At 65.8% G+C, this 12,503-nt stretch carries 12 protein-coding genes; 8 read left to right on the forward strand and 4 right to left on the reverse strand.

The annotated features are described in order from the left end of the window. Positions 1-1,068, reverse strand: coding sequence for an alpha-ketoacid dehydrogenase subunit beta (locus tag H4O11_RS10735; protein ID WP_182339410.1), 1,068 nt, complete (start codon positions 1,066-1,068; stop codon positions 1-3). Then, positions 1,061-2,143 (reverse strand): pyruvate dehydrogenase (acetyl-transferring) E1 component subunit alpha, encoded by a 1,083-nt coding sequence (pdhA, locus tag H4O11_RS10740; protein WP_182339411.1) that lies wholly within the window; start codon positions 2,141-2,143, stop codon positions 1,061-1,063. The genes H4O11_RS10735 and pdhA overlap by 8 nt, the downstream gene beginning before the upstream one ends. Positions 2,144-2,471: 328 nt before the next feature. Here pdhA and H4O11_RS10745 point away from each other — a divergent pair, with 328 nt between their 5' ends. From H4O11_RS10745 to H4O11_RS10760, 4 genes are all read left to right on the forward strand, one after another. Further along, positions 2,472-3,326: a tryptophan 2,3-dioxygenase gene (locus H4O11_RS10745; protein ID WP_182339412.1), complete on the forward strand. Its 855-nt coding sequence runs from the start codon at positions 2,472-2,474 to the stop codon at positions 3,324-3,326. Between the two features lie 242 nt (positions 3,327-3,568). Then, positions 3,569-5,068 (forward strand): peptide MFS transporter, encoded by a 1,500-nt coding sequence (locus H4O11_RS10750; RefSeq protein WP_182339413.1) that lies wholly within the window; start codon positions 3,569-3,571, stop codon positions 5,066-5,068. A gap of 11 nt (positions 5,069-5,079) precedes the next feature. After that, a complete protein-coding gene (locus H4O11_RS10755; protein ID WP_182339414.1) occupies positions 5,080-5,673 on the forward strand; it encodes a thioredoxin family protein in 594 nt (197 codons plus the stop codon). Between the two features lie 111 nt (positions 5,674-5,784). Continuing rightward, positions 5,785-6,894 carry a hypothetical protein gene (locus H4O11_RS10760; protein WP_182339415.1) on the forward strand — a complete coding sequence of 370 codons (1,110 nt, stop codon included), beginning with the start codon at positions 5,785-5,787 and terminating at the stop codon, positions 6,892-6,894. An 82-nt stretch (positions 6,895-6,976) separates the two neighbouring features. Here the strand turns inward: H4O11_RS10760 and H4O11_RS10765 are convergent, their stop codons facing one another. Continuing rightward, positions 6,977-7,465: a MarR family winged helix-turn-helix transcriptional regulator gene (locus H4O11_RS10765; RefSeq protein WP_182339416.1), complete on the reverse strand. Its 489-nt coding sequence runs from the start codon at positions 7,463-7,465 to the stop codon at positions 6,977-6,979. Between the two features lie 130 nt (positions 7,466-7,595). On the opposite strand from H4O11_RS10765, the gene hppD reads away from it, so the two are divergent. Both hppD and hmgA read left to right on the forward strand, forming a co-directional pair. Further along, complete coding sequence (gene hppD / locus H4O11_RS10770) at positions 7,596-8,708, forward strand: 4-hydroxyphenylpyruvate dioxygenase (protein ID WP_182339417.1); 1,113 nt, start codon at positions 7,596-7,598, stop codon at positions 8,706-8,708. 68 nt (positions 8,709-8,776) lie between these two features. Then, a complete protein-coding gene (hmgA, locus tag H4O11_RS10775; protein WP_182339418.1) occupies positions 8,777-10,075 on the forward strand; it encodes a homogentisate 1,2-dioxygenase in 1,299 nt (432 codons plus the stop codon). Positions 10,076-10,094: 19 nt separating this feature from the next. On the opposite strand, the gene H4O11_RS10780 is transcribed toward hmgA, so the two are convergent. Then, positions 10,095-10,631 (reverse strand): hypothetical protein, encoded by a 537-nt coding sequence (locus tag H4O11_RS10780; RefSeq protein WP_182339419.1) that lies wholly within the window; start codon positions 10,629-10,631, stop codon positions 10,095-10,097. A 122-nt stretch (positions 10,632-10,753) separates the two neighbouring features. Between H4O11_RS10780 and H4O11_RS10785 the strand changes: the two genes are divergently transcribed. Together H4O11_RS10785 and H4O11_RS10790 are read left to right on the forward strand one after the other, a co-directional pair. Further along, on the forward strand, positions 10,754-11,401 hold the full coding sequence (locus H4O11_RS10785) for a hypothetical protein (RefSeq protein ID WP_182339420.1): 648 nt from the start codon (positions 10,754-10,756) through the stop codon (positions 11,399-11,401). Between the two features lie 125 nt (positions 11,402-11,526). Continuing rightward, entirely contained in the window at positions 11,527-12,483 is a 957-nt protein-coding gene (locus H4O11_RS10790; RefSeq protein ID WP_182339421.1) for a sodium:calcium antiporter, read from the forward strand. Positions 12,484-12,503 lie beyond the last annotated feature (20 nt).

Consider the following 12,503-nt stretch of genomic DNA (forward strand, 5'->3'; position numbering starts at 1 on the left):
TCAGCCTGCCGCAATGGCGCGCTTGGCCGCGCTGACGATCCGGTCCACGCTCGGCAGGTATTTCATCTCCAGGCGGAACAGCGGAATGTGGGTGTCGTACCCGGTGACGCGCTCCACCGGAGCCAGCAGGTCGTAGATCGATTCCTCGGCCAGGCGTGCGGCGATCTCCGCGCCGAAGCCCGCCGTCTTCGGCGCCTCCTGCACGATCACGCAGCGGCCGGTCTTGGCCACCGATTCGGCGATGGTGGCGAAGTCCAGCGGGCGCAGGGTGGCCACGTCGATCACTTCGGCGCTGATGCCTTCGCCGGCCAGCTTGTCGGCCGCTTCCAGCGCTTCCTTGACCTGCGCACCCCAGGTCACCAGGGTGACATCGGTACCGTCGCGCAGCACGAAGCACACGTCCAGCGGCAGTGCCTCGCCATCGTTGGCGACCACTTCCTTGTACTGGCGATAGATGCGCTTGGGCTCCATGTAGATCACCGGATCCGGTTCGCGGATCGCGGCCAGCAGCAGGCCATAGGCACGCTGCGGCGAAGACGGCAGCACCACGCGCAGGCCTGGCACGTTGGTGAAGATCGATTCGTTGGCTTCGCTGTGGTGTTCCGGCGCACGGATGCCGCCGCCCCACGGCACGCGCAGCACCATCGGGCAGTGCAGGCGGCCACGGGTGCGGGTGCGCAGGCGCGCGGCATGGCAGATGATGTGGTCCACCATCGGGTACATGAAGCCGTCGAACTGTGCCTCGGCGACCGGTTTCATGCCCTGCGCGGCCAGCCCGATCGTCAGCCCGGCGATGGTGGTTTCGTCCAGCGGGGTGTCGAGGATGCGCCTGGAACCGAAGCGCTGCTGCAGGCCGGCGGTGGCGCGGAACACGCCGCCGTTGACGCCCACGTCCTCGCCCAGCACCAGCACCGATTTGTCGTGTTCCAGCTCCCAGGCCAGTGCCTGGGTGATGGCTTCGATCAGGGTGATGGGGGTGGTGGTCATGACCGTGTCTCCACCGGCGACAGCGGCACTGTCGGCGGCATTGGTGCGGGAAGCAGGAGCGCCTTGCTTGATGTCATCCATGGCGCTGCTCCAGGGCAATGGCGGCAGCGCGCTGGGCCAGCAGGTCCGGCGGCGGATCGGCGTAGAGATAATCGAACATGGCCTCGACCGGCTGCACCGGCGTGTTGAGGTACTGGTTCACGTCCTCGTCCACGCGGGCGGCGCATTGTTCGGTCCACGCTTTTTCTTCGTCTTCGCTCCACAGCCCCTGCGCGGTCAGGTACTTGCGCAGGCGCAGCATGGGTTCGAGCTTCCAGGCATCCTTCACCTCGGCATCGTCGCGGTAGCGGCGCGCATCGTCGGCGGTGGTGTGGTCCGACAGCCGATAGGTCATCAGTTCCAGCACGGTGCCGCCTTCGCCGGCCAGGCCGCGTTCGCGTGCCTGCTCCATCGCCGCCAGTACGGCGATCAAATCGTTGCCGTCCACCTGGAGGCAATGCAGGCCACCGGCCAGGCCCTTCTGGGCCAGTGTTTCAGCGCCGGTCTGCGCCGAGCGCGGCACCGAGATCGCCCAGCCGTTGTTGACGATGCACAGGATCAGCGGGAGCTTGTAGGCGCCGGCCGAGTTCAGTGCGGCATAGAAATCGGTCTTGGAACTGCCGCCGTCGCCACACACGGCCACGGCCACGTGCTGCTCGTCGTTGAGCTTGAATTTCAGTGCCGCACCGGCTGCATGCAGGCACTGGGTGGAGATCGGCACGCAGAACGGGAAGTCCTTGGCTGCATTGCCGCCGTAGTCGTTGCCGCGCTCGTCGCCGCCCCAGTACATCAGCACGTCGTAAGGGCGCACGCCGCGCATGAACATCGCGCCGTATTCGCGATAGCTCGGCGCGAACACGTCGCCGGCATGCATCGCCGCGCCGATGCCCACATGGGCTGCTTCATGGCCGAGGCAGGCCGCGTAGGTGCCCAGCTTGCCGGTGCGCTGCAGCGCGATGGACTTGCTGTCGAACACGCGTACGTACAGCATCTGCTTGAACAGCGGGAGCAGCACCTTGGGGTCGCGCAGGGACGCGGGCAGGTCATCGCGGACGAGATTGCCGTCCGCGTCCAGGTACTGGAGATATTCGATCTTGAACTCGGCGGCAACTGTCATTGCGTACTGCACCCTCGACAGGAAGTTACAAATGATATGAATCGCCATGTTAAGGAAGGCGCGCGGAAAAGCCGTCCTGCGGCGCAACAACGGAATTCCCGGCCAGACTCCCACGGGCCGGCGACGCGCCCATGACAGCAACGTATTCAGGCGTTGCTGCAAAGCACCACAATACGCCTCGTGTGGCGGCCTGGGGAGGTTCCGTGGAGGGTTCCACGCGCCGCACGCAGGAAGCTGGGTTCCACGGCGGCGCCTGCGCTGAAGGCAGAATTCCGCTGGCGACCGGCGTGACGCGTTACTCTTCGTGGTCTTTGGCTCTTACCGCCCCATGTCCGCCGACAACAACCAACGCGATCTCGAAGCCGGCATCCACACCGATCTGCAGGACCGGCTGACCTATGGCGGCTACCTGCGGCTGGACCAGCTGCTCAGTGCGCAGCAGCCGTTGTCCAGTCCGCCGCACCACGACGAGATGCTGTTCATCATCCAGCACCAGACCTCCGAGCTGTGGCTGAAGCTGCTGGCCCATGAACTGCGCGCTGCGATCGGCTTCCTGCAGCGCGACCAGGTCTGGCAATGCCAGAAGGTATTGGCGCGCAGCAAGCTGGTACTGCGCCAGCTGACCGAGCAATGGTCGGTGCTGGAAACGCTGACCCCCACCGAATACATGGGCTTTCGCGACGTGCTGGGCCCGTCGTCTGGATTCCAGTCGCTGCAGTACCGCTGCATCGAGTTCCTGCTGGGCAACAAGAACGCGCAGATGCTGAAGGTGTTCGAACACGATGCAGCCGGACAGCAGGGCCTGCGCCAGGCGCTTGAATCGCCCAGCCTGTACGAGGAATTCCTGCAGTACCTGTCCCGGTTCGGGCACGCCATCCCGGCACAGTACCTGCAGCGGGACTGGTCGTTGCCGCACGTCGCCGATGATGCGCTGCACCCGGTGTTCGAGCGTATTTACCAGGACGCCGACCGCTATTGGCGCGAGTACGCGCTATGCGAGGACCTGGTGGACCTGGAGACCGCCTTCCAGTTGTGGCGCTTCCGCCACATGCGCACGGTGATGCGGGTGATCGGTTTCAAGCGCGGTACCGGCGGCTCGTCCGGGGTCGGTTTCCTGGCCAAGGCGCTGGACCTGACCTTCTTCCCTGAACTGTTCCAGGTGCGGACGACGCTGGAAGGCTGAGGCGTGGCCCAGCATGAGCGGAATCTGCAAGGCCTTGCCGGGCATGGCCCGGTCTTGCCGTGGCTGTCGCGACGTGACGCGCATTCAGTTCTGTGGAATTCGTTGCAGATGCAAGTTCAGCGAGCAGGCAGCCTCCTGCCGCGAACGGTGTGTATTTGACGTGAACGCCAGAAGTCGGTGATGCTCGCGCGTTACTTCGGCACAGCGGACGTGCCTGTCATCCACCGAACCAGGAATCCCGCATGAGCCTGAACGCCACTGCGAACACCCCCGAACCGGCCGTGCCGGACTACAAGACCACGCTGGGCCATCCACGCCCGCTGTGGATGCTGTTCATGACCGAGTTCTGGGAACGGTTCGCGTTCTACGGCATCCGCTGGGCGCTGGTGCTGTACATCGTGGCGCAGTTCTTCAATGGCGATGCGGGCGGTGAAGCCGCTGCCAGCCGCACCTATGGTGCCTACCTGGCGCTGGTCTATGCCGCGGCCATCTTCGGCGGCTACGTCGCCGACCGGGTGCTGGGCTACCAGCGTTCGATCCTGACCGGCGCGGTGATCATGGCCGCTGGCCTGTTCATGATCTCGCTGCCCAACCACCAGATATTCGAACTGGGCCTGGCCACCATCATCGTCGGCAACGGGCTGTTCAAACCGAACATCTCGACCATGGTCGGCAAGCTGTATGGCCTGTCGGATGAGCGCCGCGATTCGGGCTTCACCATCTTCTACATGGGCATCAACATCGGCGCGATGATCGCCCCGGTGCTGACCGAATACCTGGCCCGCAAGGTCTTTGGCACCAGCGACATGCCGTCCTACAAGGTGGTGTTCATCGCCTCGGGCATCGGCATGCTGGTCAGCCTGGTGTGGTTCTACTTCGGCCGCAAGGGCCTGAAGGGCGTGGGCGCACCGCCGGCCGGTGCAGAGGGCTATGGCCGCATCGTGATGGTGGCGGTCGGCTCGCTGGTCGCCATCCCGGTGGCCTTCTTCCTGCTGTCCACCGGCGCCACCGCGCTGGCCTGGATCCTGCTGGTGCTGTTCATCGCCCTGGCGGTGCTGCTGATGGTGGAGGGCATCCGCAATGGCAAGGTGGCACGCGACCGCGTCATCGCCATGCTGATCATCTTCGCCTTCAACGTGATGTTCTGGATGTTCTTCGAACAGGCCGGCAGCTCGTTCACCTTCCTTGCCGAGAACATCGTCAACCGCGATTTCGGTGGCTGGACGTTCCCGACCGCGTGGTTCCAGTCGGTGAACTCGGTGGCGATCATCACCCTGGCGCCGGTCATCGCCTGGATCTGGGTGGCGATGGGCAGCACCAACCCGTCCATTCCACGCAAGTTCGGCCTGGGCCTGCTGTTCAACGGCGCCGCGTTCGCGCTGCTGATGTTCGCCCTGTCCCAGCTGGTGGTGGACGGCAAGATCCCCTTCTGGACCCTGTTCATGGTCTACGTGGTCCAGTCCATTGGTGAGCTGTGCCTGTCGCCGATCGGCCTGTCGATGGTGACCAAGCTGGCCCCGGTCCGCTTGGTCGGCTTCGGCATGGGTGGCTGGTTCCTGTCCACCGGCATCGGCAACAACCTGTCGGGCATCTTCGCCGGCGCGGTGAGCGGCGAAGGCGGCATGACCGTGGAATCGGCGCTGAAAGGGTATACCTTTGGCTTCTGGGCGTTGATTGGTTCGGGCGTGATCCTGTTCCTGCTGGCACCGCAGATCAACAAGCTGATGCACGGCGTCAAGTAAGAGGTAAGCGTATGCGCAAGTCTGCAGGTTGGATGTCCATGGGGGTGCTGGCCGTTGCGTTGGCGGCGTGTTCGCAGCCCGGTCCCGAAACCAGCCAGGCGCCTGCGCAGCCGCTCGATACGCGCCCCACCACGGCACCGGCCGCTGATCCCAGCGTGCCGGTGGCCTCGGGCAATACGCCAGCGGCGGCGGATATCGCCGCCATCGCCGCGTTGAATGCGAGCTTCGACCCGGCCCGCAACCCGGCCGATGATCTGGAAACGGCCAAGGTGGAGGCGCAGCGTGGCAACAAGCGCATCATCCTGGACGTGGGCGGGGAGTGGTGCCCGTGGTGCCACATCCTGGACAAGTTCGTCGAAGGCGATGCCGAAGTACGCCGCCTGCGCGACGCGAACTATGTGTGGATGAAGGTCAATTACAGCGATGACAACGAGAACGCGGCGTTCCTGTCGCAGTACCCGGAAGTGAAGGGGTACCCGCACCTGTTCGTGCTGGATGCGGAGGGCGGGCTGCTGCATTCGCAGTTCACCGGCGAGCTGGAAAAAGGCAAGGGCTACGACCGGGCCAAGTTCCTGGCGTTCATGAAGGAATGGGCACCGCGCTGACCGCGGCTCGGTTGAAGGGGCGGCCGCCTTTCCCTCAATTTCAAGGCAGCGCCGCCGCTAACGCCAAGGTAGCGACGCCACGCTGATCGTGGCGCACGACCGGAGCGCCCGATGCACAGCGACCTCACCGACGACCTTCCGCCAGCCGATGCCGTGGCCCTGCCATCGGTGGGCAGCCTGCTGGATGATGCGGCGGCTGGCGAACCGCCGGTCGGCGACCTGCCGCCGCTGCATCGCCTGCCGACGATTTCGCTGCCGGACAACCCGGCGCTCAACGGCGTGGTGCAGAAGCTGGTGGAACAGAAGGCGTTGTTCGACCGGCTGGCACGTGATGGCCGGCTGGCCGGCCTGCTGCCGGGCGAATGGCTGGGGCAAGGCGGCCGCGCGCTGGACCCGGGGGCTTTCATGCAGAGCGTGTTGCCCTTCCTGCAGCCGGCCGACCGTGGCGAAACGGCGCCGGTGCGACTGCCATTGCGGCATGTGTTGGGCGAGGACGGTCGTTGGAACCGCGACGATGTGGCCGAGCCGAACTCGCTGGCCTGGTTCCTGGCCAGTGACGAACGTGCCTCGGCGGGCAGCAAGGACCGCGCCGAGGCGTTCCTGGTCGGGGCGCTGGGGCTGGCGTGGATGCAGGAAGGACGCAGCCGCCCGGGTTTCCTGCGCGCGATGGGCATGGAGACGCTGGCGGCGCGGACCACGATGCTGGCCTATCCTGCCGCGGCGGAGCTGGCGCTGTATGAAGTGGTGGCCCATGGCCGGGCTGAGGTGTGGTGCGTGCACGGGCGTCGTCGCCTGCGTCCGCTGGCTGCGCCGTGGCTGAGCGTGCCACTGCTGGTCGCCCATGGCGTGGCGGCACCGCAGGCCTGGCCGACGGGTCTTCCGGCGGTGGAAGAGGTCGCACTGGCGCTGGCCGTGGCGCGGCCGGGCAGGATGCTGCCGGAAGTCGACCTGGCCCGGGTGGCGAAGAAAGTCGCCGAGGACGCCAGTGGCGAAGCCTGGCAACCGGTGAGCCTGCTGCAACTGGGTACCTGGGTGCCGCGCTGGCGCTTCTTCCTGGCTACCTTCGTCGGCCTGCCGTCGCTGCTGCTGGTCACCGCCGCGTTGGCATTGCCGGGCGCGATCGAAGCGGCCACGGTTGCCGCATCACTGGGCTTTGCCGGCGGAGCGATCGGCGCCCTCGCCGCGCCCTGGATCTACGCCCGGCGCAAGCACCTGAGCTGAAAAAAGGGGACGGAGGGGATTAAATCGTTTTGGCGCCGCAACGCGGGTCGAAACGATTTAATCCCCTCCGTCCCCTTTTTTGTCAGTCGCCCATGCGCTGCAGGCCTTCGCCGGCCAGGCGCAGGATCAGTGTTTCCAGCATCTGCTCTTCTTCTTCGTTGAGCACCGACATCAGCTTGCGGGTGATCTCGATGACCAGTGGCGCGATGGTTTCGTACACCTCGAAACCGGCCGCTGACAGCGCCAGTACCGAACGGCGGCGGTCATCGCCGTGGGTCTCGCGCTTGATGAAGCCTCGCTCCAGCAGGCGGGCGACGGCGCGGCTGACGGCCACCTTGTCCATTGCGGTGCGTTCGGAGACCTCGCTGGCCGAGGAACCCGGGTACAGCGCGAGGATAGTGATCACCCGCCATTCCGGAATGGCCAGGCCGTAGCGGTCGCCGTAGAGTTTGGCGATGTTGCCGCTGACCCGGTTGGACAGCACGCTCAGCCGATAAGGCAGGAACTGTTCCAGGTCGAGCAGGACGTGCGAGGCGCGTACGCTGGTGGAGGCGGGATCGGCTGGATTCATGCTGCAGTGCACCTTGCTGGTGGTTTCAGGTGTAACTATAAGGGGAGTTTCCGGACTCCGCATTCTCGCGGGTCTGTCCGCTGCCTGCACGTGGTTTGTCACGTTGCGGAAACGAATCGGAGCCATCGCCATGAATACCACCGTCCAGACCGCCTCGCACCCCAATCCTGGCATGCAGGTCACCACCTTCGAGAACCCGATGGGCATCGACGGCTTCGAGTTCGTCGAATTCGCGGCACCGGCCGGGCGCGGCAAGGAACTGCACGCCTACTTCCGCAGCATGGGTTTCACTGCGGTGCTCAAGCACAAGCAGCGCGCGATCACGGTCTACCGCCAGGGCGACGTCAACTTCCTGGTCAATGAGGAGCCTGGTTCGTTTGCTTCGGATTTCGCTGAAAAGCATGGCCCCTGCGCCTGCGGTTTCGCGATCCGCTTCAAGAAGCCAGGCGAGGAGGTGCTCCAGACCGCACTGGGCAATGGTGCCGAAGCGATCGACTTCAAGCCGGAGACCAAAGCCGTCCCGGCCCCGGTGATCAAGGGCATCGGCGATTGCATGCTGTACCTGGTGGACCGTTATGGCGCCGCTGGCAGCATGTACGACACCGATTACGCGCCGATCGAGGGCGCCAACCCGCGCCCGACCGGCTTCGGGCTGACCTTCATCGACCACCTGACCCACAACCTGTATTTCGGCAACATGCAGCAGTGGTCGGATTACTACGAGCGGCTGTTCAACTTCCGCGAGATCCGCTATTTCGACATCAAGGGCCTGAAGACCGGGCTGGTGTCCAAGGCGATGACGGCGCCGGACGGCATCGTGCGCATCCCGCTCAACGAATCGTCGGATCCGAAGAGCCAGATCAACGAATACCTGGACGCCTACAAGGGCGAGGGCATCCAGCACATCGCCTGTTTCACCGAGAACATCTACGAAACCGTCGAAGCGATGCGCGCGCAGGGCGTGGAATTCCTGGATACCCCGGACACCTACTTCGACGTCATCGACCAGCGTGTTCCGAACCACGGTGAAGACGTTGCGCGACTTGCGAAGAACAAGATCCTGATCGACGCGGATCCGGAAACGCACCAGCGCAAGCTGCTGCAGATATTCACCACCAACTGCATTGGTCCGATCTTCTTCGAGATCATCCAGCGCAAGGGCAATGAGGGCTTCGGCGAAGGCAACTTCACCGCGCTGTTCGAAAGCATCGAGCGCGACCAGATGCGCCGCGGCGTACTGTAACGTTCATCGGTAGCGCCGGGCCCTGCTCGGCTGCTTTCCGTTCCGGCCTTGCCGTTCCTGGAGCTCCCATGTCCACCTCCATCACCGCCCGCGGCTACCAGTCCGGTTTCGGCAACGAATTCGCCACCGAAGCGCTGCAAGGCACATTGCCGGTCGGGCAGAATTCGCCGCAGCAGGTGCCCCACGGCCTGTATGCCGAGCAGCTGTCAGGCACGGCGTTCACCGCACCCCGCGGCAGCAACCGCCGCAGCTGGCTGTATCGCATCCGCCCGGCGGTCGCCCATGGTGCGTTCGTGCCGTTGCAGCAGCCGCGCCTGCGGATGGATTTCCATGCCCAGCCGGCATCGCCGGACCAGTTGCGCTGGAGCCCGCTGCCGCTGCCGGAGGTGCCGACGGATTTCGTCGAAGGCCTGTATACGATGGGCGGCAATGGGTCGCCCGAAGCGCATGCGGGCGTGGCCATCCATCTGTATGCGGCGAACCGGGACATGGTGGGCCGCTATTTCTACAACGCCGACGGCGAACTGCTGATCGTGCCGCAGCAGGGACGCCTGCGATTGCTTACCGAGATGGGCGTGATCGAGATCGAGCCGCAGCAGGTCGCGGTGGTCCCTCGTGGGGTGCGCTTCCGGGTGGAGCTGCCGGACGGGGAGGCGCGAGGGTATGTCTGCGAGAATTTCGGCGCGCTGCTGAAGCTGCCCGACCTGGGCCCGATCGGCTCCAATGGACTGGCCAATCCACGCGACTTCGAAACCCCGCATGCGGCGTTCGAGGACCTCGACGGTGACTTCGAACTGGTGGCCAAGTTCGATGGCCAACTGTGGCGCGCACCGATCGACCACTCACCGCTGGACGTGGTGGCATGGCATGGCAACTATGCGCCGTATCGCTACGACCTGCGCCGCTTCAATGCCATCGGTTCGATCAGCTTCGACCACCCGGATCCGTCGATTTTCCTGGTGCTGCATTCGCCCAGCGATACGCCGGGTACCAGCAACATGGATTTCGCGATCTTCCCGCCGCGCTGGCTCGTGGCGCAGCATACGTTCCGGCCGCCGTGGTTCCACCGCAACATCGCCAGCGAGTTCATGGGCCTGGTGCACGGTGCGTACGATGCGAAGGCGGAAGGCTTCGTGCCCGGCGGAGCGTCGCTGCATAACTGCATGAGTGGGCACGGTCCGGATGCGCCGACGTTCGACAAGGCGTCCAACGCCGACCTGTCCAAGCCGGACGTGATCAGGGACACGATGGCCTTCATGTTCGAAACCCGCGCGGTGATCCGCCCGACGGCGCAGGCACTGGCCGCCGCGCACCGCCAGGGCGACTACCAGCAGTGCTGGAACGGCCTGCGCAACAATTTCCGTTGAAAAAAGGGGACGGAGGGGATTAAGTCGTTTCCGGCTCTGTCTTGAGCGACTTAATCCCCTCCGTCCCCTTTTCTGGCAGGACCTCCAGCAGGCGTTCGCGCACCCGCTCGGTGTAGCCGACCGATGTCAGCACGGGCAGGGCGCCCAATGCGGCGTGCATGGCCTCGAGCACGTCGCTGTCGTGGCGGGCCTGCTGCAGGGCATGGAACAGGGCGGCCGCCTGCGGATGGCGCTGCATCTCGAGGATGCCCAGCAGGTAAATGCGTGCGGCGGCCATCGAACGCCGGCGTTCGGGGCTGGCCGGCCGGGACAGAACCGCCGCCGCAGGGCTTTCCGCGGTCGCCGAGGCCGGTGGTTGTTCTGGAGAAGTGACCAGGTAGCCGGAATGCACCAGTTGGATCACCATCGCTGGCGTTTCCGGCCCGACCATCGCGGTCAGGGCGGCGATGTCGCGCTGCCCATCGCACAGGATCAGCAGGCGGCGCTGGCGCATGTCCAGCGGCGCGCGATGCGCCTGCAATGCAATTCGGGCTTGGTCGGTCTTGCGCGGCAGCATGGCGGCAGGGTCGAGGCGGTGCAGGCCGAGCCTGAATGCCTGCCGTTAAACCCCGATGACAATGCGGCGCGTGCACGGCATCCGCGCTAGCGTTGCGGCACCGCCTTGCAGGAGATGTCCCGATGAAAGCCTTTCCCGTTGCCGGCCTGTTGGCCCTGTCGCTGGCCGCATGTGGCCAAGGGGCGCAGGTTCCCGATGCTGCCTCCGAGGTCTCCGCGCCGACTGCGGGGGCGACCGACGCTGCGGCCGATCCGGACCTCGCAACGTCGACCCCGATGGATCCGCGTAATGACAGTCCCGCGCGCCTGGATGGGTTCGGTGCGGTCGCGCTGGGAGCCAGCATCGACGATGTCCGCAGCCGCTTCGGCGAGCCGCTGCAGGGCCTGGCGACGGACGCGGCTGGCAAGCCGCTGGCGGCAGATGATGGCAATGAAGACTGCTACTACCTGCATCCGCAGAAGGCCTCGCCCGAGGACCCCTGGCTGATGATCGAGGGCCGCAAGCTGGTGCGCTACGACGTACGTGGCCCGGCCATCGTCGCGCCGGGGGGCGGCAAGGTCGGCATGACCCTGGGCGAGCTGCAGCAGCTGTATCCGGAGCGTGGCGATGTCACCCCGGACAAGTACGACCCGCAGGCGCGGCATCTGCGGGTGCGACCGGCACAGGAAGGCCAGGGCATCATCGATTTCGCCCTGGATGCCGACGGCAAAGTGGGCGCCTGGCGGGTAGGCCTGCCGCCGCAGGTGGATTACGTGGAAGGCTGCGGTTGAGCAGGGGGGCCGCGTCTTCCGGGGGCGGCCCTGGTGGGCATGCCTTTCACCGGCAGGGCATCGTCGTCCCCACGGGGGCAACCGCGACGTAGAATCCCGCTCACCACCCGCCTGAGGACTGCCTGATGATCGCTCTCGCCGTCGCCTGGTTCCTGCTTGGCCTGCTGTTGCTGGCCCTCGGCGGTGATTCCATCGTCAAGGCGACCTCCGGCCTGGCCCAGCGCTTCGGTGCGTCGCCCTTCATGGCCGGCCTGGTGCTGCTGGGCCTCGCCACGTCGGTGCCGGAACTGGCGGTCAATGCGCGCGCGCTGGTCGTGGGGCAGCCGGAACTGGCGTTGGGCAACGCGGTGGGCAGTACCCTGGCCAACCTCGGCCTGACCCTCGCGCTGGCCGCGTTGGCCCTGCCGTTGGTGCTTCGCGCACGCGTGCTCGGCAGGTCATGGTGGGCGTTGCTCATCGCGGCATTGCTGCTGATCGGCTTCGGCCGCGATGGCAATCTGCAGCGCTGGGAAGGCGGCGTGCTGTTGTTGGCGTTCGTGGTGGGGTTCGTGCTGCTGCTGCGCAAAGGGCGTGATGAAGCGCCAGGGGTGCAGGCGGTGATCGCGGCATCGGCGGCATCGCGCACCGGCATGGCATTGAACGTGTTGCGGCTGGTCGTTGCCGCGATCACCCTGTACTGGGGTGCGCGACTGATAGTGGGCGCGGCATCGGACATCGGCGTGGCGCTGGGCTGGACGCCGTTGATGGTGGGCCTGTTGCCGGTGGCGATCGGTACCACGTTGCCCGAAGTGGCCGCAGCGGTGATGGCGGCGCGGCGTGGCCACGGCGACATGGTCGTCGGGCACGTGCTCGGTTCCAGCGTGGTCAACCTGTTGTTGGTCATCGGGACGATGGCGCTGGTCCAGCCGTTGGCATTGCCGGCATCGTTCGTGCGGCTGGAGTTGCCGGCCGTGCTGGCGTTCGCGCTGGTGTTGTATCCGATGCTGCGTGGGGACCTGCGCATCAGCCGCGGCGAAGGCGGGGTCCTGCTGGCCGCATTCGTGGCGTGGGTGGGGCTGGAGCTGGCACTGGTGAATGGCTAGCGACGATCCGCGCCGCACCG

Origin of the sequence: Stenotrophomonas tumulicola (genome assembly GCF_014117215.1) — a bacterium.
Taxonomy (GTDB): Bacteria; Pseudomonadota; Gammaproteobacteria; order Xanthomonadales; family Xanthomonadaceae; genus Stenotrophomonas; species Stenotrophomonas tumulicola.

What these genes read in the sequence shown, in the direction of transcription:
- H4O11_RS10735 (WP_182339410.1), bottom strand. Translation starts at nt 1,068, where the DNA reads ATGGATGACATCAAGCAAGGCGCTCCTGCTTCCCGCACCAATGCCGCC.
- pdhA (WP_182339411.1), bottom strand. Translation starts at nt 2,143, where the DNA reads ATGACAGTTGCCGCCGAGTTCAAGATCGAATATCTCCAGTACCTGGAC.
- H4O11_RS10745 (WP_182339412.1), top strand. Translation starts at nt 2,472, where the DNA reads ATGTCCGCCGACAACAACCAACGCGATCTCGAAGCCGGCATCCACACC.
- H4O11_RS10750 (WP_182339413.1), top strand. Translation starts at nt 3,569, where the DNA reads ATGAGCCTGAACGCCACTGCGAACACCCCCGAACCGGCCGTGCCGGAC.
- H4O11_RS10755 (WP_182339414.1), top strand. Translation starts at nt 5,080, where the DNA reads ATGCGCAAGTCTGCAGGTTGGATGTCCATGGGGGTGCTGGCCGTTGCG.
- H4O11_RS10760 (WP_182339415.1), top strand. Translation starts at nt 5,785, where the DNA reads ATGCACAGCGACCTCACCGACGACCTTCCGCCAGCCGATGCCGTGGCC.
- H4O11_RS10765 (WP_182339416.1), bottom strand. Translation starts at nt 7,465, where the DNA reads ATGAATCCAGCCGATCCCGCCTCCACCAGCGTACGCGCCTCGCACGTC.
- hppD (WP_182339417.1), top strand. Translation starts at nt 7,596, where the DNA reads ATGAATACCACCGTCCAGACCGCCTCGCACCCCAATCCTGGCATGCAG.
- hmgA (WP_182339418.1), top strand. Translation starts at nt 8,777, where the DNA reads ATGTCCACCTCCATCACCGCCCGCGGCTACCAGTCCGGTTTCGGCAAC.
- H4O11_RS10780 (WP_182339419.1), bottom strand. Translation starts at nt 10,631, where the DNA reads ATGCTGCCGCGCAAGACCGACCAAGCCCGAATTGCATTGCAGGCGCAT.
- H4O11_RS10785 (WP_182339420.1), top strand. Translation starts at nt 10,754, where the DNA reads ATGAAAGCCTTTCCCGTTGCCGGCCTGTTGGCCCTGTCGCTGGCCGCA.
- H4O11_RS10790 (WP_182339421.1), top strand. Translation starts at nt 11,527, where the DNA reads ATGATCGCTCTCGCCGTCGCCTGGTTCCTGCTTGGCCTGCTGTTGCTG.